At 71.2% G+C, this 24895-nt stretch carries 27 protein-coding genes and 2 tRNA genes; 17 read left to right on the top strand and 12 right to left on the bottom strand.

Annotated features, from left to right (window positions below):
• Positions 1-192: 192 nt before the first annotated feature.
• Positions 193-621 (bottom strand): globin, encoded by a 429-nt coding sequence (locus FJ657_RS13355; protein ID WP_141164217.1) that lies wholly within the window; start codon positions 619-621, stop codon positions 193-195.
• Positions 621-1775 (bottom strand): mechanosensitive ion channel family protein, encoded by a 1155-nt coding sequence (locus FJ657_RS13350; RefSeq protein WP_255447341.1) that lies wholly within the window; start codon positions 1773-1775, stop codon positions 621-623. Before FJ657_RS13350 ends, FJ657_RS13355 begins: the two co-directional genes overlap by 1 nt.
• A 319-nt stretch (positions 1776-2094) precedes the next feature.
• Between FJ657_RS13350 and FJ657_RS13345 the strand changes: the two genes are divergently transcribed.
• Complete coding sequence (locus tag FJ657_RS13345) at positions 2095-2949, top strand: putative endonuclease domain-containing protein (RefSeq protein ID WP_141164216.1); 855 nt, start codon at positions 2095-2097, stop codon at positions 2947-2949.
• A 371-nt stretch (positions 2950-3320) separates the two neighbouring features.
• Here FJ657_RS13345 and pepN read toward each other — a convergent pair whose 3' ends face one another.
• Positions 3321-5864: an aminopeptidase N gene (pepN, locus tag FJ657_RS13340; protein ID WP_141164215.1), complete on the bottom strand. Its 2544-nt coding sequence runs from the start codon at positions 5862-5864 to the stop codon at positions 3321-3323.
• A 74-nt stretch (positions 5865-5938) separates the two neighbouring features.
• Here pepN and FJ657_RS13335 point away from each other — a divergent pair, with 74 nt between their 5' ends.
• The 5 genes from FJ657_RS13335 (at position 5939) to FJ657_RS13315 (ending at position 10335) form a co-directional block, all read left to right on the top strand.
• Positions 5939-6505 carry an Rv0361 family membrane protein gene (locus FJ657_RS13335; protein ID WP_141164214.1) on the top strand — a complete coding sequence of 189 codons (567 nt, stop codon included), beginning with the start codon at positions 5939-5941 and terminating at the stop codon, positions 6503-6505.
• A complete protein-coding gene (locus FJ657_RS13330) occupies positions 6505-6990 on the top strand; it encodes a ribose-5-phosphate isomerase (protein ID WP_141164213.1) in 486 nt (161 codons plus the stop codon). The genes FJ657_RS13335 and FJ657_RS13330 overlap by 1 nt, the downstream gene beginning before the upstream one ends.
• 1 nt (position 6991) lies before the next feature.
• Complete coding sequence (locus FJ657_RS13325; RefSeq protein ID WP_141164212.1) at positions 6992-7927, top strand: Fpg/Nei family DNA glycosylase; 936 nt, start codon at positions 6992-6994, stop codon at positions 7925-7927.
• Positions 7928-8011: 84 nt separating this feature from the next.
• On the top strand, positions 8012-8740 hold the full coding sequence (locus FJ657_RS13320; protein ID WP_141164211.1) for an FMN-binding negative transcriptional regulator: 729 nt from the start codon (positions 8012-8014) through the stop codon (positions 8738-8740).
• Positions 8737-10335: an amidohydrolase gene (locus tag FJ657_RS13315; RefSeq protein WP_141164210.1), complete on the top strand. Its 1599-nt coding sequence runs from the start codon at positions 8737-8739 to the stop codon at positions 10333-10335. The genes FJ657_RS13320 and FJ657_RS13315 overlap by 4 nt, the downstream gene beginning before the upstream one ends.
• Positions 10336-10416: 81 nt before the next feature.
• Here the strand turns inward: FJ657_RS13315 and FJ657_RS13310 are convergent, their stop codons facing one another.
• Positions 10417-10902, bottom strand: coding sequence for a Dps family protein (locus tag FJ657_RS13310; protein WP_141164209.1), 486 nt, complete (start codon positions 10900-10902; stop codon positions 10417-10419).
• A gap of 221 nt (positions 10903-11123) precedes the next feature.
• Here FJ657_RS13310 and FJ657_RS13305 point away from each other — a divergent pair, with 221 nt between their 5' ends.
• Both FJ657_RS13305 and FJ657_RS13300 read left to right on the top strand, forming a co-directional pair.
• Positions 11124-12521, top strand: coding sequence for a sensor histidine kinase (locus FJ657_RS13305; RefSeq protein WP_141164208.1), 1398 nt, complete (start codon positions 11124-11126; stop codon positions 12519-12521).
• 50 nt (positions 12522-12571) lie between these two features.
• The gene (locus FJ657_RS13300; RefSeq protein WP_141164207.1) at positions 12572-13228 is read left to right on the top strand and encodes a response regulator; all 657 of its coding nucleotides are present in this window, start codon (positions 12572-12574) and stop codon (positions 13226-13228) included.
• Between the two features lie 162 nt (positions 13229-13390).
• Here FJ657_RS13300 and FJ657_RS13295 read toward each other — a convergent pair whose 3' ends face one another.
• Together FJ657_RS13295 and FJ657_RS13290 are read right to left on the bottom strand one after the other, a co-directional pair.
• Positions 13391-13585: a DUF2510 domain-containing protein gene (locus FJ657_RS13295; RefSeq protein ID WP_141164206.1), complete on the bottom strand. Its 195-nt coding sequence runs from the start codon at positions 13583-13585 to the stop codon at positions 13391-13393.
• Positions 13586-13994: 409 nt separating this feature from the next.
• A complete protein-coding gene (locus tag FJ657_RS13290; RefSeq protein WP_141164205.1) occupies positions 13995-14438 on the bottom strand; it encodes a hypothetical protein in 444 nt (147 codons plus the stop codon).
• 126 nt (positions 14439-14564) lie between these two features.
• Here FJ657_RS13290 and FJ657_RS13285 point away from each other — a divergent pair, with 126 nt between their 5' ends.
• The 4 genes from FJ657_RS13285 to FJ657_RS13270 all read left to right on the top strand — a co-directional run bounded on the left by FJ657_RS13285 (position 14565) and on the right by FJ657_RS13270 (position 16405).
• Complete coding sequence (locus FJ657_RS13285; RefSeq protein WP_141164204.1) at positions 14565-14963, top strand: VOC family protein; 399 nt, start codon at positions 14565-14567, stop codon at positions 14961-14963.
• 32 nt (positions 14964-14995) lie between these two features.
• On the top strand, positions 14996-15400 hold the full coding sequence (locus FJ657_RS13280) for a toxin-antitoxin system YwqK family antitoxin (protein WP_141164203.1): 405 nt from the start codon (positions 14996-14998) through the stop codon (positions 15398-15400).
• Complete coding sequence (locus FJ657_RS13275; protein ID WP_141164202.1) at positions 15397-15696, top strand: DUF1905 domain-containing protein; 300 nt, start codon at positions 15397-15399, stop codon at positions 15694-15696. The genes FJ657_RS13280 and FJ657_RS13275 overlap by 4 nt, the downstream gene beginning before the upstream one ends.
• 64 nt (positions 15697-15760) lie before the next feature.
• On the top strand, positions 15761-16405 hold the full coding sequence (locus tag FJ657_RS13270) for a LysE family translocator (protein WP_141164201.1): 645 nt from the start codon (positions 15761-15763) through the stop codon (positions 16403-16405).
• Positions 16406-16445: 40 nt separating this feature from the next.
• Here FJ657_RS13270 and FJ657_RS13265 read toward each other — a convergent pair.
• From FJ657_RS13265 to FJ657_RS17110, 3 genes are all read right to left on the bottom strand, one after another.
• A tRNA-Gly gene (locus tag FJ657_RS13265) sits at positions 16446-16519 on the bottom strand.
• A 91-nt stretch (positions 16520-16610) separates the two neighbouring features.
• Positions 16611-16796 carry a hypothetical protein gene (locus tag FJ657_RS13260; RefSeq protein WP_141164200.1) on the bottom strand — a complete coding sequence of 62 codons (186 nt, stop codon included), beginning with the start codon at positions 16794-16796 and terminating at the stop codon, positions 16611-16613.
• Positions 16797-16921: 125 nt separating this feature from the next.
• Positions 16922-17248 carry a cupin domain-containing protein gene (locus FJ657_RS17110; protein WP_181408977.1) on the bottom strand — a complete coding sequence of 109 codons (327 nt, stop codon included), beginning with the start codon at positions 17246-17248 and terminating at the stop codon, positions 16922-16924.
• A gap of 349 nt (positions 17249-17597) precedes the next feature.
• Here FJ657_RS17110 and FJ657_RS13250 point away from each other — a divergent pair.
• The 3 genes from FJ657_RS13250 (at position 17598) to FJ657_RS13240 (ending at position 19787) form a co-directional block, all read left to right on the top strand.
• Positions 17598-17675 (top strand) — tRNA-Pro (locus tag FJ657_RS13250).
• Positions 17676-17707: 32 nt separating this feature from the next.
• On the top strand, positions 17708-19066 hold the full coding sequence (gene tig, locus FJ657_RS13245) for a trigger factor (protein WP_141164198.1): 1359 nt from the start codon (positions 17708-17710) through the stop codon (positions 19064-19066).
• A 196-nt stretch (positions 19067-19262) separates the two neighbouring features.
• On the top strand, positions 19263-19787 hold the full coding sequence (locus tag FJ657_RS13240; RefSeq protein WP_141164197.1) for a DUF1697 domain-containing protein: 525 nt from the start codon (positions 19263-19265) through the stop codon (positions 19785-19787).
• An 18-nt stretch (positions 19788-19805) separates the two neighbouring features.
• Here the strand turns inward: FJ657_RS13240 and FJ657_RS13235 are convergent, their stop codons facing one another.
• The 3 genes from FJ657_RS13235 to FJ657_RS13225 form a co-directional block, all read right to left on the bottom strand.
• Positions 19806-22073, bottom strand: a complete 2268-nt coding sequence (locus tag FJ657_RS13235; RefSeq protein WP_219995930.1) for an acyltransferase family protein — start codon at positions 22071-22073, stop codon at positions 19806-19808.
• 155 nt (positions 22074-22228) lie between these two features.
• Positions 22229-22801, bottom strand: a complete 573-nt coding sequence (locus tag FJ657_RS13230; protein WP_255447336.1) for a tetratricopeptide repeat protein — start codon at positions 22799-22801, stop codon at positions 22229-22231.
• Positions 22798-23361 (bottom strand): hypothetical protein, encoded by a 564-nt coding sequence (locus FJ657_RS13225; protein WP_141164195.1) that lies wholly within the window; start codon positions 23359-23361, stop codon positions 22798-22800. The genes FJ657_RS13230 and FJ657_RS13225 overlap by 4 nt, the downstream gene beginning before the upstream one ends.
• A 113-nt stretch (positions 23362-23474) precedes the next feature.
• On the opposite strand from FJ657_RS13225, the gene FJ657_RS13220 reads away from it, so the two are divergent.
• Together FJ657_RS13220 and FJ657_RS13215 are read left to right on the top strand one after the other, a co-directional pair.
• Positions 23475-24146: an ATP-dependent Clp protease proteolytic subunit gene (locus FJ657_RS13220; protein WP_255447369.1), complete on the top strand. Its 672-nt coding sequence runs from the start codon at positions 23475-23477 to the stop codon at positions 24144-24146.
• Between the two features lie 37 nt (positions 24147-24183).
• Positions 24184-24855, top strand: coding sequence for an ATP-dependent Clp protease proteolytic subunit (locus FJ657_RS13215; RefSeq protein ID WP_141164193.1), 672 nt, complete (start codon positions 24184-24186; stop codon positions 24853-24855).
• The last annotated feature ends 40 nt before the right edge of the window (positions 24856-24895 follow it).

Below are 24895 nucleotides of genomic sequence, written 5' to 3'. Positions count from 1 at the left end.
GCCCCGTCATATCCATCTGTGCCGGCTCGACTTGACCGGGTCGGCACAGCGAAGGGGATGCGCTCCGCCGGTCGGCGGGGTGCATCCCCTTTTCGTCGTGTCTGGTGCTCGGTGCGGCGCCGCCGCGCGGGTCGACGCAGCGCCGCGCGGAGCGATCCGGCGCTGCTCGGCGTTGCCGGGGCCGCCTGCCGCCTACTCCTCGAAGGTGTTGACCATCGCGTGGGCAGCCCGCTCGAGGTAGCCCCACAGCATCCCCTCGTCCATCGGAGAGAGCCCGAGGTCGTCGACGGCGACGCGCATGTGCTTCAGCCAGCGATCGCGGGCGTCGGGGTTGACCTTGAACGGCATGTGACGCATGCGCAGGCGCGGGTGGCCGCGCTCCTGGCTGTAAGTCGTCGGGCCGCCCCAGTACTGCTCGAGGAACCCGGTCAGGCGCTGGATGGCGCCCTCCATGTCGTCCTCCGGGTACATCGGGCGCAGCACCTCGTCGTCGGCCACACCCTCGTAGAAGCGGCGCACCAGCCGCTCGAAGGTCGGGCGCCCGCCGATCTGCTGCCAGAAGCTGCCGCCGACCGGCTCGCCGCCGGAGCTCGAGCGCAGAGTGAGGGAGTCCTCGGCCATCAGTCGTCCTTCTTCGGCGCGCGCGGGGCTCGGGGTGCTCGCGGCGAGGGCTCCGTCGGCGTCGCGCCGGGGTCGGATGCCGCCGGCTCGGCGGACTCGGCGGGCCTGGCAGCGCCGGCCGGCTCGCCGCGCTCGGCGCTCTTCGACTTCGCCGGCTTCGGCGTGGGCGTCGCCTGCGTCGGCAGCGGAGCCGTCTTCGGCGGGTTCGCCCCGCGGATCGACGCGGCGCCCTCCATCCCCGTCAGCGTGATCGCGCTCAGCGCGGGCGTGCGCACGTCCATCTCGTCGAGCGTCGTCTTCAGCCGCAGGCGCAGCTCACGCGCCACGTCCTCCTTCGACCCCGGTCGGGTCTTCGCGACCAGTCGCACCACGACCGCCTCCGACGAGATCGACTCGATGCCCCACATCTCGGGCTTCTCGAGGAACAGGCGCTTCCACTTCGGTTCCTGCTGCATGCGCACGGCCGTGTCGAGCAGCGCCTCCTGCACGAGCGGCACGTCGGCCTCGTAGGGGATCGCCAGGTCGAGGATGACGCGCGACCAGCCCTGCGAGACGTTGCCGACGCGCAGGATCTCGCCGTTGCGCACGTACCAGAGCATCCCGTTGACGTCGCGGATCTGCGTCACGCGGATGCCGACCGCCTCGACCACGCCGGTCGCCGGGCCGAGGTCCACGACATCCCCGACGCCGAGCTGGTCTTCGATGACCATGAACAGCCCGTTGAGCACGTCTTTGACGATGTTCTGCGCGCCGAAGCCCAGACCGGCGCCGAGCGCCGCGGTGATGAGCGAGAAGGCGGCGGTCGCGTTCTCGTTGAGGGTGTTGACGACGAGGATCGCCGCGACGATCACGATGCCGGCCGTCACCACGTTCGTGAGCACCGACCCGATCGCGCGGGTGCGCTGCACGGTTCGCACGGCCGCGAGCGGCGAGACGGCGATGCCGAGCGCGGCCGTGTCGGTCACGTTCTGCTTCTTCTTGACGCCGTTGACGATCTGGTTCACGACGCGCTTGATGATGAACGTCGCCACGATGCGCAGCAGCACGGCCACCACCACGATGATCAGCACGCTCAGCGGCTTGTGCACGAGGAAGTTCCCGAGCTGCGGCCACGGGTCGGCCCAGAAGGCGGTCCAGTCCCAGTCTGTCGTCACGCTCCCAGGCTAACGAGCGCCCCCTCCACGTCGCCCGACCGCGGCCGCGCCCGATGCCTACCGGCGTTCCCGCCTCGTCGCCCCCCTCCCGCTCGCGCTTACCTGCCCGACTGCGGATACTGTCGTCGCCGATACTGCTGGCGGTCTCGCGCGATACTGCTCAGTCGTCCATGCAGACCCACCGGCGAGGCTGCTCCCTCTTTTCGCCAGTAGCCGCGCGCGGTCACCGCCTCTCCTCCACACGGGCTCACCGCACGCGAACTGCACCGATCGAGGACACGCGCCGATCGAGGGCGCACACGAGCATGACGATGACGGCATGACACGCATCGTCCGCACGCGCGACTTCGCGGCCGAGGGCGTCTCGACCGCGGAGTTGCGACACCAGGTGGCTGCCGGTGGTGTCCGACGGCTTCGGATCGGTCACTATGCCGTCGGAGAACTCGACCCGCCCGTCGAGGCCGCGGTGTCCGGATACTGTTCGCTGAGTTGCGGGGCAGCGCTCGAGCGGCACGGGATCTGGGTACGACTCGCCACGGCGCATTGGCGAGTCAGTCCGAGCGATCGTGTGCGCCGAAGCCGCGTCGGTGAGCCGACCCGGCACCGGATCGCGGGTCGGGCGGTCGACGGTGTGGATGACGTGCTGACGGCGCTCGCCTGCGCGGCGCAGTGCATGTCGTTCGAGGATCTCGTCTGCTGCGTCGACTCCGCTCGTCATCTGCGTGCCGTCACACGACCCGCCCTCGCCCGGACTCTCCTCACCCGCAACGGCATCCGCGCGCTCGCCGTGAGCGATGCACGCAGCGAGTCTGGGCTCGAGACGCTCGCGCGGGTCCGCCTGCGTTCACGCGGCATCATCGCTCGGCCGCAGGTCGTCGTCCCGGGCGTCGGACGCGTCGATCTGGTGGTCGGCGACCGACTCGTGATCGAGCTGGACGGCGACCGTTGGCACTCGACCCCAGAAGCTCGGGAGCGAGACCGCCGACGAGACGCCGAGCTGGTCGCGCGAGGTGCCCTCATGCTGCATGCCGGCTCGCGCCGAATCTTTAATGAGTGGGCCCCGCTCGAGGCCCAGATCCTCGCACTCGTGCGCCGCGGAGAGCATCGGTGGTCTGCTCGTCGGCGCCGCGAGCAGTCGGACCTTCGGCGCGAATACTGGCCGAGCTCGAGGTAACGGCTGCCGGCGGCAGCGGGACGCGGGGCGGCCAGTATCGGCGACATCCAGACCAGTAGCCGCGGGTGTGGCACCGGGATCAACGGCATCCGACACGTGTCCGGTCGGCGTCCTCGCGGGTCCGACGCTGCCGTGTGGGCGATGCGGATACTGGCGAGCCGAAGGCCCGTCGGCGCCCCTGGCACCGCCTCAGCGTCTCGCCAGTATCCGCGTGAAGCACGAACAGTATCGGCGTTACCCTCCCCCCCCCCCAGCAGGCCGGGCTCGGTCCGCATCCTCGACCCAACGACAGAGGGGACGCCGACCGGAGCCGACGCCCCCTCCGGGACGCGTGCGCGGGGCGATGCCCGCAGTGCGAGGTGGACTGGCGACTACGCCGCGTCGACCGCCTGCGCGGCGAGGGCGCGCTCGACGCCGGCGACGTTCTCCTGCACCAGGCGGCGAAGCGCCGGGATGTCGGGGTGCGCATCCAGCCAGGCGTTCGTGGTGTCGACGAGGGCCTGCGAGGCGAGGGCGCTCGGGTAGAACCACACGACGATGTACTCGGCGATCTTGTAGCTGCGGCTCTTCCAGATGGACTCGAGCGCGTCGAAGTACGGCGCGACGAGCGGCTCGAGCACGGCCGGGTCGTTGACGTGCTGGTAGCCCATGCCGAGCATGCGCAGGATCGCGTTGGGGATCTGCTCGTCGGTGAGGGCGCGGTCGAGTGCGGCCTTCTTGCCGGCCTCGGTCGGCACGGTGCCGCGCGCGCGAGCGGCGGCCTGCTGGCCGTTCGAGGTGTTGTCGCGGGTCTCGGCGGTGACGATCTCGTCGTCGCCGGCGACGCCGGTGAGCACGAGTCCCTCGAGCAGCTCCCACTCCAGGTCGGTGTCGATGTCGAGTCCGTCGAGGCGGGTCTGGCCGCTCTGCAGCGCGCGCAGCACCTCGGCGTGGGCCGGGGTCGAGGCGATGTTCGCGAAGAACTTCACGAACTGGAACTGCGCGTCCGATCCGGGCTCCGCATTCTGCGCGAGGGTCCAGAGCGTGTCGCCGACCTCCTCGATCGCCGCGGCGCGCGACGCCGGGGCGACGTAGCTGCGGGCGACCTGCGTCAACTGGGTGAGGCTGAGGCGGATCGTGGTCGACTCGGTCTCGGTCGCGATGTTGTCGAGCACGAGGCGGATGTAGTCGCTCGCCTTGGCCTCGCCGTCGCGGGTCGCATCCCACACGGCGCCCCAGACGATCGCGCGGGCGAGCGGCTCCTCGATGTCGCGCAGGTGCGCGATCGCGGTCTGCAGCGACACCTCGTCGAGGCGGATCTTCGCGTAGGCGAGGTCGTCGTCGTTGAGCAGGATCAGCTCGGGACGCGCGAGTCCGGCCAGCTCGGGCACCTCGGTCGACGCGCCGTCGATGTCGAGCTCGTGGCGGTGCGTGCGCACGAGCTTGCCGCCGTCGAGCGAGTAGAAGCCGACCGCGAGACGGTGCGGTCGGATGGTGGGGTAGTCCGGGTGCGCGCTCTGCTCGATCGCGAAGCGCTCGATCGTGCCGTCACTGCCCACCGTCAGGGCCGGGCGCAGCGTGTTGACGCCGGCGGTCTCGAGCCACTTCGCGCCCCAGCCGTCGAGCGAGCGGCCGCTGGCGGCCTCCAGCTCCACGAGCAGATCGCGAAGCTCGGTGTTGCCGAAGGCGTGCTTGCGGAAGTAGTTGCCGACGCCGGTGAAGAAGGCGTCGATGCCGACCCAGGCGGCGAGCTGCTTCAGCACCGATCCGCCCTTGGCGTAGGTGATGCCGTCGAAGTTGACCTGCACGGCTTCGAGGTCGTCGATCGTGGCCACGATCGGGTGGGTCGAGGGCAGCTGATCCTGCTTGTAGGCCCAGCTCTTCTCCATGGCCTGGAACGTCGTCCACGCCTCGGTCCACTCGGTGGCCTCGGCGGTCGCGATGGTGGAGGCCCACTCGGCGAACGACTCGTTGAGCCAGAGGTCGTTCCACCACTTCATGGTCACGAGGTCGCCGAACCACATGTGGGCCAGCTCGTGCAGGATCGTGACGACGCGACGCTCCTTGATGGCGTCGGTCACCTTCGAGCGGAAGACGTAGGTCTCGGTGAAGGTGACGGCGCCGGCGTTCTCCATCGCGCCGGCGTTGAACTCCGGCACGAAGAGCTGGTCGTACTTCGCGAAGGGGTACGGGTAGCCGAACTTCTCCTCGTAGTAGGCGAAGCCCTGGCGGGTCTTCTCGAAGATGTAGTCGGCGTCGAGGAACTGGAACAGCGACTTGCGGGCGAAGACACCGAGCGGGATGACGTTGCCGTTCGCGCTGGTCAGCTCGCTGTGCACGGCCTGGTACGGCCCGGCGATGAGCGCGGTGATGTAGCTCGAGATGCGCGGCGTGGGCTCGAAGTGCCAGGTGGCGAGGCTGTCGCCCGCGAACACCGGCTCGGGGGTGGGGGAGTTGCTGACGACGGCCCAGTTGGCGGGCGCCGTGACGTGGAAGGTGAAGGTCGCCTTGAGGTCGGGCTGCTCGAAGACCGCGAACATGCGGCGGCTGTCGGGTACCTCGAACTGCGAGTAGAGGTAGACCTCGCCGTCGACCGGGTCGACGAAGCGGTGCAGGCCCTCGCCGGTGTTCGTGTAGATCGCGTCGGCGTCGACGACGAGCTCGTTGTGCTCGAGCAGGTTCGACAGCTGGATGCGCACGCCGTCGCTGACCGCATCCGGGTCGAGCTTCTCGCCGTTGAGGGTCACGGAGTGCACGGTGCGGGTGATGGCGTCGATGAACGTCTCGGTCGCGCCGTGGGCGGTGAAGCGCACCACGGTGGTGCTGCGGAAGGTCTCGGCGCCGGTGGTCAGGTCGAGCGTGACGTCGTAGCTCTCGACGTCGACGACGGCCTTGCGGTCGCGGGCTTCGAGGCGGGTGAGGTTCTCTCCAGGCACGCAGTGCTCCCTTGAATCTGTGCGGATCGTGTCCGTCGTCAACCCTAGACTGGCGAGCGATCCGAGGAGGCGTGATGGTCGAGCCGTACGGGCCGCCCCAGCCGGGGCAGCCGGCGCCGCAGTTCCCGCCGCCCGCTCCGCCGCTCCCGCCGACCGAGCCGGTGTCGCGCAGTCGCCGAGCCTGGCCCTGGGTGCTCGCGGTCGTGCTGGTCGTCGTGATCGGCACCGCGATCGCGGGCGCCGCGGTGATCATCCCCTCGCTCTCGGTCGGCACGACCGAGGCGGCCGCCGCGGGCAGCCCGCAGGCCGTCGTCGAGGGTTTCAACCGCGCCTTCGAGAAGGCCGACTGCACGGCCTTCACGAAGGTGACGACGGCGGCGTTCCGCAAGGACTACTACAACGGCGACTTCAGCTGCTCGGCCTTCGTGAGCGACGCGAAGGAGTACCGGGTCGACGGGAAGTACGCCTACACGTTCACGGTGACGGCGTCGAAGTCCGACGGCGGCACCGCGACCGTGACGGTCGACGAGGTCGATTCCTCGGGCGGCAGCACGGAGAAGTACACGAACATCTACCGACTGACGAAGACGGGCTCGGGCGCCTGGGTCGTCTCCGATGTCGGCGACGCAGGAGAGAGCTGATGCGCATCCACATCGCCACCGACCACGCCGGTCTCGAGTTCAGCCAGACGCTGCAGCAGCATCTGGCCGAGGCGGGGCACGAGGTGATCGACCACGGTCCGACGAGCTACGACCCGCTCGACGACTACCCGAGCTTCTGCATCGGAGCCGCGCAGGCCGTCGTCGCCGATCAGCAGGCGGGGGTGGATGCGCTGGGCGTCGTCTTCGGCGGATCGGGCAACGGTGAGCAGATCGCCGCGAACAAGGTCGAGGGCGCGCGCGCCGCGCTCGTCTGGAACCGCTCCACGGCCGAGCTCGCCCGTCAGCACAACGACGCGAACGTGATCTCGATCGGCGCGCGCCAGCACACGGTCGACGAGGCGATCGAGTTCATCGACCTGTTCATCGCGACGCCGTTCAGCGCCGAGGAGCGTCACGCGCGTCGCATCGCGCAGCTCGCGGAGTTCGAGGCGACGGGCGCGATCGCGGGGCACGAGATCCGCTGACATGCCCGAGGGCCATTCCGTCCACCGCATCACCGCGCAGTTCGCGCGGCACTTCGAGGGCACGCCGGTCGCCGTGTCGAGCCCGCAGGGTCGCTTCGCCGCGGATGCGCGCCTGATCGACGGCCGCACGATCGTGCGCTGCCGGGCGGTGGGCAAGCAGATGTTCCTCGAGTTCGACAACGGACTCTGGCTGCGCGTTCACCTCGGCATGTACGGCGCGTGGGACTTCGCGGGCGACATCGACGTGCCCGCGGTCGCGCGCGATCCCGAGAGCACGGCCCGCGACAACGCCGACTCGCTCGCGTCGATGGGCGCCCCGCGACGCCTGCGCATGGCCGAGTCGGAGCGGCTCGGCGCTGAGCTCGAAGGCTTCCCGCCCGAGCCGATCGGCCAGGTGCGGGTGCGCCTCTTGACCGATCACGCGGTCGCCGATCTGCGTGGGCCGACGGCCTGCGAGGTGCTCGACGGCGAGGGCGTGGATGCGGTGCTCGCCCGCCTCGGCCCCGACCCGCTCGTCGACGGCCGGGTGCGCGGCGAGAAGCGCTTCCTCGAGCTGGCCGGGCGCAAGCGCCAGGCGATCGGGCTCGTGCTGATGGACCAGTCAGTCGTCAGCGGGATCGGCAACGTCTATCGGGCCGAGATGCTGTTCCGGGCGCGGCTCTCGCCGTTCGCGACGGCGGCCGAGCTGCCGCGCGACGTGCTCAGCGCGCTCTGGACCGACTGGGATCATCTGCTGCGCATCGGCGTGAAGACGGGCCAGATGCTGACGATCGACGGGCTGCGCGGCGCTGCCAAGGCGCGCGCGCTCGCGAGCCGCGACGACCGGCACTGGGTCTATCACCGCACGGGTCTGCCGTGTCGCGTCTGCGGTACCGAGATCGCGATGCAGGAGATGGCGGGGCGCAAGCTCTACTGGTGCCCGCTCGACCAGGCGTGAGGCGCTGACCGCGAGGGCGCGCGAGGGCGCGGCACGGCGCGGCGCTGAACCGTTCGCGGGTGCCGCCTCTGGCATCCTGAGCGGATGCGCCACACGCCGCACTTCCTGCTCACCGAGCGCGACGAGATCCGCCGGCTGATCCGCGACAACCCCTGGGTGACGATCGTCTCGTCGACCGCGAGCGGGCTCGTCGCCTCGCACTACCCGTTCCTGCTCGACGAGGAGGCGTCGACGGGCGACGAGATCGTCGTCGTCAGCCACGTCGGCCGCCCCGACGAGCGGCTGCACGAGCTCGGCGAGCACGAGGTCATGCTGATCGTGCAGGGCCCGCACGGCTACGTCTCGCCGGCCTGGTACCCCGAGGGGCAGAACGTGCCCACGTGGAACCACATCACGGCGCACCTGTGGGGCCGGCCCGAGATCCTCGACTTCGACGAGAACTACCTCGTGCTCGAGCATCTGACCGACCACTTCGAGCAGCAGGTCGAGGGCGGCCGCTCGCTCGACCTCGACGAGGAGGGCGCGCGCCGGCTGTCGAAGGGCACGGTCGGCATCCGGATCCGCATCGATCGGGTGGATGCGCGCGCCAAGCTCAGCCAGAACAAGCCGGCCGAGGTGCGCGAGCGGGTGATCGCCGAGCTCGAGGGCGACGGACCCTACGCGCAGCCGGCGCTCGCCGCGGAGATGCGGCGTCGGGTCGAGCTGGATGCGGTCGCGGACGCCGCGACCCCCATGACCACGGACCCGACCGAGACCGATGGCGCGCACATGCCCGGAACCACCGCGACGACCTCGACGGAGACCGCCGAATGACCACCGCCCCCGCGCTCCTGCTCACCGGCGCGCGCCTCCTCGACCCGGCTCGCCCTGAGACTCTGGCGGGCGCCGCCGAGCCCGACTCGCTCCTGATCGTCGGCGACGGCATCGCCGCGGTCGGCGCCGCGGCCGTCGCCGCGCATCCCGACGCGGCCCGCGCCGAGCGCCGCGACCTCGCCGGCCGCGGGGTCGTGCCCGGGTTGTGGGATCACCACGTGCACCTCGTGCAGTGGGCCATCGCCCGCCGCCGCGTCGACGTGAGCGCGGCGACCTCGGCGGCTCAGGCCGCGCGCATCCTCGTCGAGCACGCGCAGAGAACCCCGCCCGAGCCGGGCACGGTGCTCGTCGGGCACGGCTTCCGCGACGCGCTGTGGGCCGACGCCCTCGATCCGCAGCTGCTCGGTGGCGCGCATCCGATCGCCGCGATCAGTCACGACCTGCATACGGTCTGGGCGAATCCGCTCGCACTGCGCATCCTCGGCCGTGACGAGCACGAGCCGGTGCTGCGCGAGCAGCCCGCCTTCGACGCCATGGCGCAGCTCAGCGCCCTGCCGACCGCGACGACCGACCGCTGGGTCGCCGACGCGGTCGAGGCGGCGGCGCAGCGCGGCGTGGTCGGCATCCGCGACCTGGAGATGGCGGATGCGGGTGGCGCCTGGCTGCGTCGTCGCGCCATCGACGGCTTCCCGCGAATCCGTGTGCGCGCGGCCGTGTACCCCCACGACCTCGCGACGGCCCGCGAGCGCGGGCAGCGCAGCTACGTCGCACTCGAGGGAACCGATCGTCTGGTCGAGGGCGGCGAGTTCAAGCTCTTCGCCGACGGCTCGCTCAACACCCGCACCGCGCACTGCGTGCACGCCTACGAGGGGCTCAGCGGTGCGACCGCGCACGGACTCGAGGTGAACCCCGGCGCCGAGCTCGAGCAGCGCGCCCGCGAGGGTCTCGCCGCAGGGCTCGTGCCGACGATCCACGCGATCGGCGACCAGGCGGTGACGCGCGCGCTCGACGTCTTCGAGGCGCTGAACGCCGCGGGCCTGCTCGGGCCGGATGCGGAGGCCGCGACGCGCGGCCGCGCGACCGCCGCGGACGCGACCGCTGCCGTGGCGACGACCGGCTGGATGGAGCACGCCCAGCTCGTCGACCCGTCCGACCTCGCGCGCTTCGCGCGGCTCGGCATCCAGGTGAGCGTGCAGCCCGAGCACGCGATGGACGACCGCGACGTGGCGGATGCTCTCTGGGCCGGTCGCACCGATCGCAGCTTCGCCTGGCGCAGCCTCGCCGACTCCGGCGCTCGGCTCTGGTTCGGCTCGGACGCCCCGGTGGCCCCGCTCGACTCGTGGGTCACGATCGCGGCGGCGACGGCCCGCGCTCGCGACGGGCTCGCGCCGTGGCATCCCGAGCAGGTCGTGCCGTTCGCGGCGGCTCTCGCGGCGTCGGTGCGCAGCAGCCTCGCCGTGGGAAATCCGGCCGATCTCGCGATCCTCGACGCCGACCCGGTCGCGGCATCCGCCGATCCGTCGGGTGACGCTCTGCGTGGCCTCCCGGTCGCTGCGACCCTGCTCGCCGGCGAGTTCACGCACGACGCCCTGTAGCCCGAGCCGCAGCTGCGCCCGGAGACGCCGAAGGCCCGCCCCGCACTGCGGGACGGGCCTTCTGACGAGGAGCGGTCGAACTCAGGCCGCGATGTGCGAGAAGAGGAACCAGCGGTCCTTCTCGAGGCCGCGGGCGATCTCGATCGCGACGTCCTGGCTCGAGGCGTCGATCTCGCCGAGCTCGTCGATCGCGGTGCGCACATCTACCAGCACGGCGTCGATCTGCGCGACGATCTGCGCGATGGTCTGGTCGGCCTGCTGGAAGCCGGTCGCCAGCTCGGGGGTCGTGGTCGCCGCGGCGACGGTCTGGATGCGTCCGTCGAGCGGGAGGCCCAGGGCCACGACGCGCTCGGCGGCGGTGTCGGCCCACTCGCGAGCGTGGTCGACGACGTCGTCCAGCAGCTCGTGCACGGCCTGGAAGTTGGCGCCGCGCACGTGCCAGTGCGCCTGCTTGCCGTCGACGCTGAGCGCGGTGAGGCCCACGACGATCGGGGTGAGGAACTGCGCGGTGCCGGCGACGGCGTCCGGGTTCAGGGTGGTGGTCGGAACGGCCTTGACGTCGGTCATTTCTTCTCCTCGCATGTCTGCTCCGCCAGGCTGGATCTTCGATCCCGCGGGGGCGGAAGAACGGCCTCGCGGCCTGCTGTCGGGGACAACGCTACGCACCTGCATGTATTCCGCAAGCAAGCTGAGGCTCCACTTACCCCTGTATTTTCGGGGGTTAACCCCCGTTCGAACCGGATGCGCACGCCATTCTCAGAAGCCCGTGCGCTTCGCAGACTCGGAGCATGACCACGACGTTGCCGACCGACATCGCTCCCACCGCCGACACCGCCCGCCCGCCCGCGCCGCCGACTCCGGCGACCTCCGCATCCGGCCGCGGCTACCTCGGGCTCTGGCGCACCGTGCCGCGCGAGCTCGGGTACCTGCTGCCCCTGCTGCCGATCTCCATCGTGACCGTCACCGTGCTGCAGACGGTGTTCTGGATGGGCATCGGCATGATCCCGATCGTCGTCGGCTTCTTCATCGCGCTCGCCGCGCTGTGGGCTGCCCGCGGTTTCGGCGAGTTCGAGCTCATGCGCCTCGCGGCGAGCGGTCGCCCGCGCATCCCGAGCCCCGACTGGCGGCGACGCACCCGCGGCGACGGCTTCCTCGCGCGGGTGTTCGCGCCGGTCGCCGACGGCCACTACTGGCTGCACCTGCTGCACGGCACGGTCGTCGCGATCATCCTGGGGCCGTTCAGCTGGTCGATCGCGATCACCTGGGTCGCCGGCTCGCTCGGCGGGTTGACGTACTGGTTCTGGAGCCGCTTCCTGCCCGACGCCGGGCGTGACGGCAACGTGCTCGGCCGCGTCGCGCACGACCTGCTGCCCTGGGTGCCGCAGAGCTTCGACCTGCTGCCGCTGCTCTACCTGATCAGCGGCGTGATCTTCGCGGTCACTCTCCCGTTCGTGACCCGCGGTCTCACGGTCATCCACTGGGGTGTGGCGAAGGGGATGCTCGGCGCCTGGTCGAGCGATCGTCTGCGTGACGAGGTGCGGACCTTGACCGAGTCGCGCGCCGCCGCGACCTCAGCGGAGGGCCAGTCGCTGCGCCGGCTCGAGCGCGACATCCATGATGGCCCGCAGCAGCGACTCGTGCGTCTGCAGATGGATCTCGCCTCGGCGGAGCGGCAGCTCGACGCCGATCCCGAGCGCAGCCGGGCGTTGATCGGCGAGGCGCTCGCGCAGTCGAAGGAGGCGCTCGAGGAGCTGCGGGCGCTGTCGCGCGGCTTCGCCCCGCCGCTGCTGCTCGATCGCGGACTGCGCGCCGCGCTGGCCGGGCTCTGCGATCGCAGCGCGGTGCCGACACGGTTCGTCGACGAGCTGCCCGCCGAGATCGAGCTGCCCACCGAGGTCGAGCGCAACGCCTACTTCATCGCTGCGGAGGCGCTGACGAACGCCGCCAAGCACGCCGGTGCGAGCTCGGCCGTGGTGACGCTGCGCCTGCGCCGCATCCCCGACACCGACGACATCTGGCTCGACCTGCACATCCTCGATGACGGGCGCGGCGGCGCCGCCCCGGTGGCCGACCACGGTCTCGCCGGCATCGACGAGCGGCTGCGCGGACTCGGCGGACTGCTCACGCTGACCAGTCCGGCCGGCGGCGGCACGGAGCTCGTGGCGCACCTCCCGCTGGTGCGGTGACCGTCGCCGAGCTGACGGACGCGGCCGTGCTTCCCCCTACGGTGGGAGGCATGGCCGCGCTGCGCATCCTCGTCGTCGACGACTCGGTGCTGCTGCGCGAAGGCCTCGTGCGCGTGGTCGAGGAGGCGGGACACGAGGTCGTCGGCGCGCTCGGCGACGCGATCGACCTGGTCGCGGCGGTCGAGCGCACGGATGCGCGGCTGGTCGTGCTCGATGTGCGGCTGCCGCCGAGCTTCCGCGACGAGGGCGTGCGGGCGGCGATCGAGCTGCGGCGCGCCCGGCCCGAGGTCGGCATCCTGCTGCTCTCGCAGTACGTCGAAGTCGCCTACGCGCAGGAGCTGCTCGGCTCGGGCGCCGGGGGAGTCGGCTATCTGCTGAAAGACCGGGTCGCGTCGCTCGCCGAGCTGGATGCCGCGATCTCGCGGATCGCCGAGGGCGGCACCGTTCTCGACCCCGAGGTCGTCACCCAGCTCATCGGGCGCCGTCGTGATCCGGTGCAGTCGCTGACCCGGCGTGAGCGCGAGGTGCTGCAGCTCATGGCCGAGGGGCGCACGAACGCCGGCATCGCTCAGACGCTGGTGATCGGCGTCGGGGCGGTCGAGAAGAACGTCTCGGCGATCTTCGGCAAGCTCGGTCTCGACGACTCCGGTTCGGATCACCGGAGGGTGCTGGCCGTTCTCGCCTGGCTGCAGGTCAGCGCGAGCTGAGAGCCGCGCGCAGCGACCCGGCGGTGCAGTCGGGACGGTCGAGTCGACCGCAGCGCCGCCGGGTCCGGGGAACACAACAGGGCCGCGTCATCCCTCCGATGACGCGGCCCTGCAGCTGTGGGGCAGGTGTCGCGCGAGGCGACTCGTGCTGGACGGTGTCGCCTAGGCGACGAAGGTGCCGACCAGCGGTTCCGATGCGCTCGCGAATGCGGATTCGCCGACGTGCACCTCGGGGCGGGTCTCCTGGATCGTGTTGGTCCAGGTCATACCGTTCCACCACCGCAGCTGGGGGAGGCCGAGCGGGTCGCGGTACCAGCCGGCGGGTGCGGCGGTCGTCGTGGGGGTGACGAGAGTCATCGGAGGGCTCCTATGTATCGGGGTTACATAAGGTGATTCGGGTTTTCGGGTGGCCGCCGATTCGGGGGGACGTGCTCGGCGGCTGAAGGAAATATACGTCCCCCCGTTTCGGGGGGATTGTCACCTTTTCGGGGGTAGACGTGCCGGATGCGTCTGTCCTCCTTAGTGCGGACACTGCAAGATCCCTCGATCAGGGGGCATGGCGTATGCATACCATCGCTCTGAACTGGGCTTTCTCGGAGCGGCCGACAAGGTCTCGTTTCTCGACGGAGATCGGCTCGACTTTCCTGTACCCCGGCCGTTATCTGATCGTGACCAAAAACGTCGTCATAGGTCGTCCAGTCGAGCGTGTCGGGGGTTTTGCGGATCGTCCGCGTGCCGGACGCGATGCTGCTTCCGCGGCGCGAGCTCACGACGGGGATGCCGCCAGCCGCTCGCGCACCCAGTCGCCGGCAGCTGAGAGGGGCAGCGCGCCGTGGCGCAGCTCTCGCGAGAACTCGAGGGCCGCGAGGCTGAGCCGGTGGTCGGCGCTCGTCTCGGGATCGCGCAGAACCGTGCGCATCGCCCAGCGGGTGGCGCCCTCGCCGATCAGCACCGGCGCGACCGCGATCCCGGCGAAGTGCCGCACCTGGCCGGTCGTGCCGTCGTCGAACTCGGCGCGGAACCCGCCGCCGCGGAAGCGGTTGCGGCCGCCGCGTGCGAGATCGAGAACCCCGCGGGGGTCGAGGCGCACGCCGGCGCAGTTCCAGGCGAGCGCGCGCAGGAAGCGGTTCGGGTCGTCGGTGCGCTCGGCGAGCCGGTCGGCGACGCGGGCGAGCTGCTCGCAGGCGGTGGTGGGGGAGGGCGTCGTCATCCCCTCGATGCTCGCAGTCGGGCCGGATCGGCGCATCCGCCGACGGGCTGATCGTCGGAACCCGCGGGCCGATGCGCCTGATGGTCGAGCCTGGTGATTGCGTGACACGATGTGTACGGTGTTCACATGTCGACCTGGACCGCGCGCATCCCCGCTGTCACCCTCTTCGTCGAAGACATCGCCGCCGCGAAGGAGTTCTACGCGCGCGTGTTCGATCTGCCCGTGCACTTTGAAGACGAGGTGTCGGGCGTCTTCGTGTTCGGTCCGACGATGATCAACCTGCTGCAGGTCTCCGAGGCGGCGGGGCTCGTGGGCCCCGCGACCGTCGGCGACGCGGCTGCCGGCGTGCGCGTGCAGTTCACCCTCGAGGTCGATGACGTGGATGCGACGGCCGAGCTGCTGCGCTCGCGCGGCGTCGAGCTGCTCAACGGCCCGCTCGACCGGCCCTGGGGCATCCGCACCGCGGCCTTCCGCGACCCGGCCGGCCACGTCTGGGAGGTCGCGGCGCCGCTGCCGGCGAGCTGATCGTGGCGAGCTCAACGAGGGAGAAGTCGAGCATGACTGACGGCGAGCCGCCGCGGGATGGCGAGCACCGCATCCACTTCTCCGACGGCAGCCTGAGCGGCCTCGAGAACTACGTCGACGGGCAGAAGTCGGGGCGCGCTGCGCACTGTTATCGCAACGGCGGCAGGAAAGCCGAAGGGCAGTCCCTCGCGGGGCGGTTCACGGGCGAGTGGGCGTGGTGGCGAGAGAACGGCGAGCTGCTGCAGCAGGGTGCGTTCCTCGACGGCGAGCAGCACGGGAGGTGGCGGCGCTGGCATCCGAACGGCGCGCTCATGGACGAGGGCGAGTGGGTGCACGGCAAGCGATCCGGCGAGTGGATTCACTACGACCGTGACGGCGCCGTCACGAAGACGCAGAAGCATCCCGACCGGGCTGCCGACCAGGAGGAACGTCCATGACGCCGAGGCTGGAGCACCCGATCGACCTCGACGTCGCATTCCAGGCGCCGATCGGCGTCGACGTCAAAGGCGAGATGTGGAGCTGCGTCGAAGTGCCCGACTCGGCCGAGCTGTTCGGCACGAAGCGCGCCGTGCGCTGCGATGTGCTGATCGACGACGTCGAGCTGCCGGACGTCGGCGTCATGGTCACGGGCCGTGGCGGTCACATGGTGTCGATCAGCGCGAAGCTGCGCGCAAAGCTCGGCAAGCAGATCGGCGACACGGTCGCTGTGCGGCTGACGCGCCGCTACAGCTAGAAAGCCGAGGGCGTCGCGTCGCGGGTGCGCGCTCGAGATTCGGCCGCGCTCCTAGAATCCGGCCATGACCTTCTGGCAGGCGATCGGCGGCTTCGCTGTGGTGGCGACGCTGCTCACGATCATCCCCGGGCTCGACACGACGCTCGTGCTGCGCTCCGGCCTCACCAAGGGCAAGCGCGTCGCCGTCGCGACGGCGGCCGGCATCGAATCGGGCGCCTTGGTCTGGGGCGTCGCCGCGGCCGTCGGGGCGTCGGCGCTGCTCGCGGCCTCGGAGCTGGCGTACCGCATCCTCACCATCGCCGGCGCGCTCTACATGGTGTACCTCGGCGCCTCGCTGATCTGGAAGTCGTTCCGCCGCAGCGCCCACGCGCCGGTGGAGGTGCCGACGATCGACACCCGCGGACGCCATCCCTACGTGCGCGCCTGGGCTACCGGCGCGATGACGAACCTGCTCAACCCGAAGGTGGGCGTCTTCTACATCGCGACGATCCCGCAGTTCATCCCGCACGGCTCGTCGCCGATCGTCATGGGCCTCGTGCTCGCGATCGTGCACAACCTGATCAGCGTCGTCTGGTTCGCGGGCATCATCGTCGCCTCGTCGGTCGCGTCGCGCTGGTTGCGCAACGCCCGCGCGATCCGCATCATCGACCGCATCACGGGAACCGTGCTGATCGGCTTCGGCACGAAGCTGGCGATCGCCCCGCACTAGCGGTTCGGTCGCGGAGACGTGTTCGGCTGTGGCGCCGGTGTGGAGGGGATGACGGGAATCGAACCCGCGTAATCAGTTTGGAAGACTGAGGCTCTACCATTGAGCTACATCCCCGTGATTCCAGTCGAGCTGGAACCGGGAGACAGCCTAACGCACGGATGAGGCGGTTCTGCGCCGCGGGCCCGTGCGAGGCCGAGAAGGCCGGTCAGGCGGAGCGCAGCTCGCTCGACAGGTCGTCGCCGTCGCGGGCGTCGAGGGCATCCTCGGCGCACTGGTGCGACTGCTCCCACGCGAAGGCGAGGAACGCGCTCGTCTCGATCGGACCGGACTCGCCGCAGCGCACGCAGTACGGCTCATATGCACGGAGTTCGCGGATGTCGATGTCGGCCATGCGGACAGGGTGCGCCTCACCACCGACATCCGGGGGAGCGACGCGCGCGAACGGCGAAGCTCGGACGCGCCCCGAGGCGGTCGCTCAGCGTCGACGGATCGAGCGGGTCGCGCGGGTTGAGCGCATCAGAGCCACTCGGTGTCGTCGTCGTCGCCCGGCGACTTGACGATTGCGAGCCGCGACGGGGCGTCGCTCTCGTTGCGGATCTCGTGCGGGATGCCGCGCGGCACCAAGTGGGTCTCGCCGACGCCGAGGCGGATCACCGCATCCCCGGCGTACACCGTCGTCTCTCCGAGGAGTCCGATGAAGACCTCGTCGAGGTTCGCGTGCACGTGCTTGCGGAGTCCGCCGCCGGGCTCGAAGCCGCGGCTGCGCAGGATGAGCTCGGGCGTGACGAAGAGGTCGGCGCGAGCGGGGTCGGGGGCGGCGGCGATGAGATCGAAGATCGACACGTCTCTGAAACTAGAGGGCGGCGAGTCCCGACGACGAGAAGACCGCCCGTGAGGCCCGGGCTCGGTCCCGGATCGGTGCACGGAAGCCGCTCGACGTTGGAACGGAGCGGGTATGGAGCTCGGCGGTCCTCTCCACCGGCATCCGTGCACGGATCCGGGCGGAAGCCGCGGCGCCCCGAAACCGCTGACCGCTCGCAGCGGAACGCGAGCGCGCTCGGACGGAGCCCTCGCGCGCAGGAACCCGGCCGCGCCCTCCGCTAGACTGTCGCGCGGCCGTTTTCCGGGCAATGCCAGGCAATCGTGGTGGAGCGTCAGCTCCGCCGCCCAGCCCCCGCGGGACTGGAATCCGCGGGGCGTAGCTCAGCTTGGCTAGAGCACCCGCTTTGGGAGCGGGAGGCCGCAGGTTCGAATCCTGTCGCCCCGACCAACCAGACCACCGACAGCAGGAGATACACCCCTATGGTCACCACGACCGTCGAGAAGCTCACGCCCACCCGCGTCAAGCTCACCATCTCGGTGACGCCGGACGAGCTGAAGCCCGCCATCGCGCACGCCTACGAGCACATCGCCGAGCAGGTCAGCATCCCCGGCTTCCGCAAGGGCAAGGTGCCGCCGCCCATCATCGACCAGCGCGTCGGCCGCGAAGAGGTGCTCAACCACGCCGTGAGCGAGGGCCTCGACCGCTACTACCGCGAGGCCGCGCAGAACGAGGACATCAAGCCGATCGGCCGCCCCGAGGCCGACGTGCTCGAGTGGCCCGATGCGAAGACCTTCGCCGGCGACCTGAAGATCGCCGTCGAGGTGGATGTGCGCCCCGAGTTCGACCTGCCGTCGTACGAGGGCCTCGAGCTCAAGGTCGACAACGCCGAGATCGCCGACGAGGACGTCGACACCGAGCTCGAGAACCTGCGCACCCGCTTCGGCACGCTCGTGACCGTCGACCGCCCGGCCAAGACCGGCGACTTCGCGCAGCTCGACCTGACCGCCACGATCGGCGGCGAAGAGGTCGACACGGCGTCGAACATCTCCTACGAGATCGGCTCGGGCGAGCTCATCGAGGGCATCGACGAGGCCCTCGACACGCTCACCGCCGGTGAGTCGACCACCTTCGAGGCCCCGCTGCTCGGCGGCGACCATGAGGGCGAGAACGCGCAGATCGCCGTCACGCTGAACGCCGTCAAGGAGCGCGAGCTGCCGCCGGCCGACGACGACTTCGCCCAGATCGCCAGCCAGTTCGACACGATCGACGAGCTCAAGGCCGACCTGCGCGAGCAGCTCGGCAAGTCGAAGGTCTTCGGTCAGGGCGCCCAGGCGCGCGACCAGATCGTCGACGTGCTGCTCGAGCAGGTCGAGATCCCCGTTCCCGAGAAGATGGTCGAAGACGAGGTGCACCGTCACCTCGAGCAGGAGAACCGTCTCGAGGACGACGAGCACCGCGCCGAGGTGACCGAGTCGACCCAGAAGACCTTCCGCCAGCAGGTCATCCTCGACGCGATCGTCGAGAAGGAGAACGTGCAGGTCTCTCAGAACGAGCTCACCACCTACCTGGTGCAGGCGTCGGCGCAGTACGGCATGGAGCCCGGCGACTTCATCAAGGCCCTCGACCAGGGCGGTCAGATCCCCGCCATGGTCGCCGACGTCGCACGCAGCAAGGCCCTCGCGGTCGTGCTGAGCAAGGCGAAGGTCGTGGATGCCGACGGCAAGCCCGTCGACGTCAGCGCCTTCACCGCGACCGCGCTGGGTGAGGGCGACGACAGCCCGATCATCGGCGACGAGACGGCCGACGAGCACGACGAGCACGCCGGACACAACCACTGACGTGGCGCCCCGGCGTGACCGGGGCGAACGGCTCGAGGGTCGGTCGGGAGAGATCCCGCCCGACCCTCCGTCGTGTCCGGCGCCGGCGGGCGGCCCCGCGGTCGCGGATCGGTGCGCCGGCCGACGCCGACCACCGCGACCTGGGGCGCTCGTGTCGGCGCCCCTCGCTAACCTGACCGCGACGAGGAGGTGCGCGATGACGGGATACGTCGTGCTGCTGCGCGGCGTGAACGTGGGCGGCGTGAACATCAAGATGGCCGACCTCGCGGCGTGCGTGCGCGGCCTCGGCTACGACGGTGTGCGCACGGTGCTCGCGAGCGGCAACGTCGTGCTCGAGAGCGAGGAGTCCGCGACGACCGTCAAGGAGCGGCTCGAGTCGGCGCTGCGGGAGCGCTTCGGCTACGACGCCTGGGTGCACGTGCTCGACGACGGCGAGCTCGCCCGCATCATCGACGGCTACCCCTTCGAACGCGGTCGCGACGGCTGGCACGACTACGTCGTCGTCGCCGCGCACGACGACACCCGCGCCGAGCTGGAGGCGGTCATCCCGTCGCTCGACCCGGAGCTCGAGCGCGCCGAACTCGCCCACGGCGTCCTCTACTGGACCGTGCAGAAGGGCTCGACGCTCGACAGCGTCATGGGCAAGGCGCAGTCGAGGGCGCGCTACAAGCCGTGGCTCACGAGCCGCAACGTCAACACTCTCGACAAGCTGCGGCGCTGACGAGGCGGTGCGGGGCGGTCAGGATGCCGGGGGCGCGAGCGCCGCATCCACCGCCCGACCCAGCGCGGGGGCGAGCGTGCGCGAGTAGGTCGCGGTGAGGTGCTGCGAGTCGCGGAAGACGAGCACGTTGCCGATCACGGCCGGGCACGAGTCGTCGCGGCAGAAGGACGACGTCAGGTCGAGTTCGCGGGCTCCGGGGGTGGATGCGGCGGTCGCGGCCAGCCGATCGGCCGACGCGAGCGCGCGCTCGGCGCTGATCTCGCAGGTGCCGATCTCGTCGGGGTTCGCGTCGAGGCAGGCGCGGTTGCCGGTACCGACGGCGGGGGTGTCGCGGATGCCCAGCACGGTCGCGCCGCGGTCGATCAGCGGCTGCCAGGCCGCGCGATAGCCGGCCGCCGCGATCGCGGCGCGGCCGGCCTCGGCCGAGGGATCCGGCGTCGCGTCGGAACTCGCCTCGGCGGCGGAAGCGGCGCGGCCCGCCAGCCCCGTCGGCTGCCCGCGCAGGTCGGCGCGCGCGGAGGTGAACACGAGCTCGTAGGGGTCCTCGTCAGCGAGTGCGGCATCCACTCGCTCGTTCCACCGCGCGCAGCGCGCAGCCGTCGACACGTCGACGTCGCTCCAGGCGATGTCGGAGAACTCGCAGCCGCCCTTGACGAAGAGGTGCAGCTCCCACCCGCGCTGCTCGGCCAGCCGGCTGAGCGCCGACTCCCAGTGGTGGGCGTGCGAGTCGCCGATCAGGGCGACGCGGATGCCGCCGCGCTGGCCGACCACGCAGCTGACCGGCGCGTCGTCGCGGGCCTGGCACTCGTCCCAGGTGGGGGAGATGTCGTATTCGGCGGTCGTCGTCGACGGGGTGAACGCGAGAGCGGGCTCGCCGTTCAGCTCGCACCCGGTGGCGTCGGCGATCGCGGCGGCGCCGAAGCAGTCCGGATGCTGCTCGGCGAGCTGCGCGGCGAGGCGGGCGTCGTCGGCGCGCTGGTTCGTGATCGCGGCCCAGCCGGCACCCGGACCGGCGAGCACCATCACCATGGCCGCCGCGGTCGCGCCGAGTACGACACGCGGGCGCAGGCGGCGCATCCGCGGCGAGAGACCCGGCTTCTCGACGAGCACGTGGGTCAGAGCGGCGAGGCCGAGCGAGACGCCGGCGACCGCCACGGCCTCGAACCCGGGCAGCAGGGAGACCGCCTTCGGCAGCAGCACCCCGACCGGCCAGTGCCAGAGGTACAGCGTGTAGGAGAGCGTGCCGAGCACGCGAACCGGCGGGAGTCGGATGACACGGCCGACGACGCCGGACTCGGCGCGGGCCGCGATCACGAGCGCCGTCGCGGCGACCGGCAGCGCGGCGGCGACGCCGGGGTAGGCGACCGAGGCGGGCAGCAGGAGGCCGGTGACCACGAGCGCGATCCAGCCGAGCACCGCTCCCGGAACCGCGAGCCGGGCCCGCAGCCGAGCACCGGTCAGCGCGAGGAGCGCGCCCGCGCCGAACTCCCACGCGCGGGTGTGCGGCCAGAAGTAGGCGGGCTCGGGGTTCGTCGCGGTGAGCACGAGGGATGCCGCGAACGACGCCGCCGTGACGAGGGCGACCAGCAGCGTCGCGACGGTGAGCGGATCGCGATCGCGCACCCGGTTGAGGAGGGATGCGGCCGATCCGATTCGGGCGGACGTTCGGAGGCGCTCACTCGCCTCGGCGCGGCCGCGGCGTCGTGCGACCACGCGCCAGGCGAGCAGCAGGAGCAGGGGCCAGACGAGGTAGAACTGCTCTTCGACGCCGAGCGACCAGAAGTGCTGGAACGGCGTCGCGGAGGCGCCCGCGGCGAGGTAGTCGACGCTCGCCCCCGCAAGGAACCAGTTCTCGACGTAGAGCACGCTCGCGGCGAGCTCGGAGCCGAGTCGCGGCCAGTCCTCGCGGTGGATGACCGCGACGCCCACCGCGCCGGCGACGACGATCACGACGAGCGCCGACGGCACGAGACGCCGGGCGCGACGCGCCCAGAACGCGAGCAGATCCACCCGGCCGTCGCGCCGCAGCTCGCGCACGAGGTGTCCGGTGATCAGGAACCCCGAGACGACGAAGAAGGCGTCGACGCCGACGAATCCGCCCGCCGGGAGGCCGAGATGGAGGTGGTACGCGACGACGAGCACGATGGCGAGGGCGCGGATCGCGTGCACGTCGGCGCGGAATCCGGCGCCGTCGCCGTCGCCGGCGCCGGCGCCGGCGCCGTCGGCGGAGGCCGAGCCGGTGCGCCCCGCGGCGCTCGGGGCGGGCCGCGGGCGGCGTCGGCTCATCGCATCCATCCCGGCGACCGTAAAGACCGTGGGTTAACGGCCGGCCACGAGACGGGATGCGCGGCCCGGTTCTCAGCGAGCTCTGCGATTCGGCGAGGACGCCGGCGTCGGCATCACCGCGCACGCATCGGCGCCGATGCCGCGCGCCGTCGCGCTCACTCCTCGGGCAGTCCCACGAGGTCGCGCCCGTAGGCTCGCACGGAGCGCCGGTAGCGGGGGAGCGTCGGCGCCAGCGTGATGAGCAGCTCGGCCACCGCCTCGACCTGCCGCCCCGCCGAGGTCAGCGCGAGGGCGCGGAACGCGCTCGCCGCCGCCGCCAGCTCGTGCTCGGGCTGGTCGCCGAAGTGCGCGTCGAGCAGCGCGATCGACTCCTCCGGCCGCCCGAGATTGCGGATCGTGGAGGCGAGCTGGATCGTCACCTGCGACCGGTACGGCTCGGCGAGCCCGGCATCCAGTGCGCGCACGTACAGCTGCTCGGCCCACGACTCGAGCCCCGCCGAGTCGCGGGCGCCGCCGGCCTCGGCGAGGGCCTCCGGGTCGTCGGGGCGCTCCGCCGCCAGCGCGTCGATGCGGCGCATGACCTCGCGCTCGTCGAGGCCGTCGTCATCCCAGACCGCGTCGACGCGGCGGCGCCAGTCGGCGTACGCGGGGTCGGCGGCGCGATCGGCGCTGGGGGCGACGGCGTCGGGCGAGGCGGATGCCGCGGCGGGCGCGGTCGGGTCGGTCACGGAAGTCTCTCCTCGGGCGGGCTCGAACGGGGCCGCAGCTCGCGCACCGCGAGCGTCACGAGCGCGCCGGTGCCGACGACGACGGCCCACAGTCCCATGATGAGGCACTGGCCGGCCGGACCCGGGGCGGGGTCGATCAGCACGATCCCCAGCGCGAACAGAGCTCCGCCGCACGCTTGCGCCAGAACCGCCCACGATTCCGGGCGACTGAGCTCGGCGCCGCCGCGCACCTGACGCACGCGCATCAGCGCTGCCGCGACGAGCGTGCCCAGCAGCAGCACCGCGTCGATCCCCGCCAGCTGCACGAGGAAGCCGTCGCCGATGCCGCCCAGCATCCCCTGCGTCGACGAGCTGTCGGCGCCGTCCGGGCCGCGGTGCCCGCCGAGCCGCACGATCACCGCGGTCAGGAGCGAGACGATCGGCACCGCGATCGCGACCGGCCAGAGCGCCGAGGTCGCCCAGCGCTGCAGTCGCGTGCCGGAGACGCCGGACCCGCCGGACGCGCCGGACCCGCCGGCCGCGCCGGCTCGCGCATCTCCCTGCTCCGCCCCGTCGCTCACGCGGTCAGGCTACGCGCGGCCGCAGCGGCGCGGAACCGCGCTCGGCGACTCGACAGGCAGCGCGCGGCTCGGCGTGCGCCGGGCGGGCGCGGTCGCGCTCGGCGACACCCGATCTGCCCACGGCGAACAGCGCCCAGACCGCTTCGAACGCCCCGGTAGATTCGAGGCAATCCACAGAACAGGGAGTTGCTCCAATGGCAGAACCGGCATTCGCGCCGAGCGTTTTCGACCGACTTCTCAAGGACCGGATCATCTGGCTCGGCTCCGAGGTGCGTGACGACAACGCCAACGAGATCGCGGCGAAGCTGCTGCTGCTCGCCGCCGAGGACCCGAAGAAGGACATCTTCCTCTACATCAACTCACCCGGCGGCTCGATCACGGCCGGCATGGCGATCTACGACACGATGCAGTTCGTGCCTAACGACATCGTCACGGTCGGCATCGGCATGGCGGCCTCGATGGGCCAGCTGCTGCTCACGGCCGGCACCAAGGGCAAGCGCTACATCACGCCCAACGCGCGCGTGCTGCTGCACCAGCCTCACGGCGGATTCGGCGGAACCTCGTCCGACATCCAGACCCAGGCCGCGCTGATCAACGACATGAAGAAGCGCCTCGCCGAGATCACGGCCTCGCAGACCGGCAAGACCGCCGAGCAGGTCAACGCCGACGGCGACCGCGACCGCTGGTTCACGGCCGAGGAGGCACTCGAGTACGGCTTCGTCGACCACATCCGCGAGTCGGCGGCCGACGTCGTCGGCGGCGGCGGAACCGACGAGACCAACTAAGCCGCGAGCGCAGAGAACAAGAGAGACGGAACGAATCATGGAGACCCCGAACTTCTCGGCGGGCGGCGACCTCGCGTCGCGCATGCCCTCGTCGCGCTACATCCTCCCCAGCTTCGAGGAGCGCACGGCCTACGGCTTCAAGCGTCAGGACCCCTACGCGAAGCTGTTCGAAGACCGCATCATCTTCCTGGGTGTGCAGGTGGATGACGCCTCGGCCGACGACATCATGGCCCAGCTGCTGGTGCTCGAGAGCCAGGACCCCGACCGCGACATCGTCATGTACATCAACAGCCCCGGCGGCTCGTTCACGGCCATGACGGCGATCTACGACACGATGCAGTACATCCGCCCGCAGGTCATGACCGTGGTGCTCGGCCAGGCGGCCTCGGCCGCGGCCGTGATCGCGGCGGCCGGCGAGCCGGGCAAGCGCCTCGCCCTGCCGAACGCGCGTGTGCTCATCCACCAGCCCGCCGTCGGCGAGGCCGGTCGCGGTCAGGCTTCCGACATCGAGATCCAGGCCAAGGAGATCCTGCGCCTGCGCACCTGGCTCGAGGAGACCCTCGCGAACCACTCGAAGAAGTCGCAGGAGGAGATCAACGCCGCCATCGAGCGCGACACGATCCTCACCGCGCCGGAGGCCCTCGAGTACGGCCTGATCGACCAGGTGCTCACGAGCCGCAAGAACGTGCCGGCGCTGACCGCCAAGTAAGCGCTGCCGCTGCGTCGCGCCGCTCTGCTCGCGCGGAGCC

This window comes from Schumannella soli, assembly GCF_006517435.1.
Classification (GTDB): Bacteria; Actinomycetota; Actinomycetes; order Actinomycetales; family Microbacteriaceae; genus Schumannella; species Schumannella soli.
The sequence above is the reverse complement of the archived record's forward strand: the minus strand, read 5'-3'. Positions and strand labels throughout refer to the sequence as shown.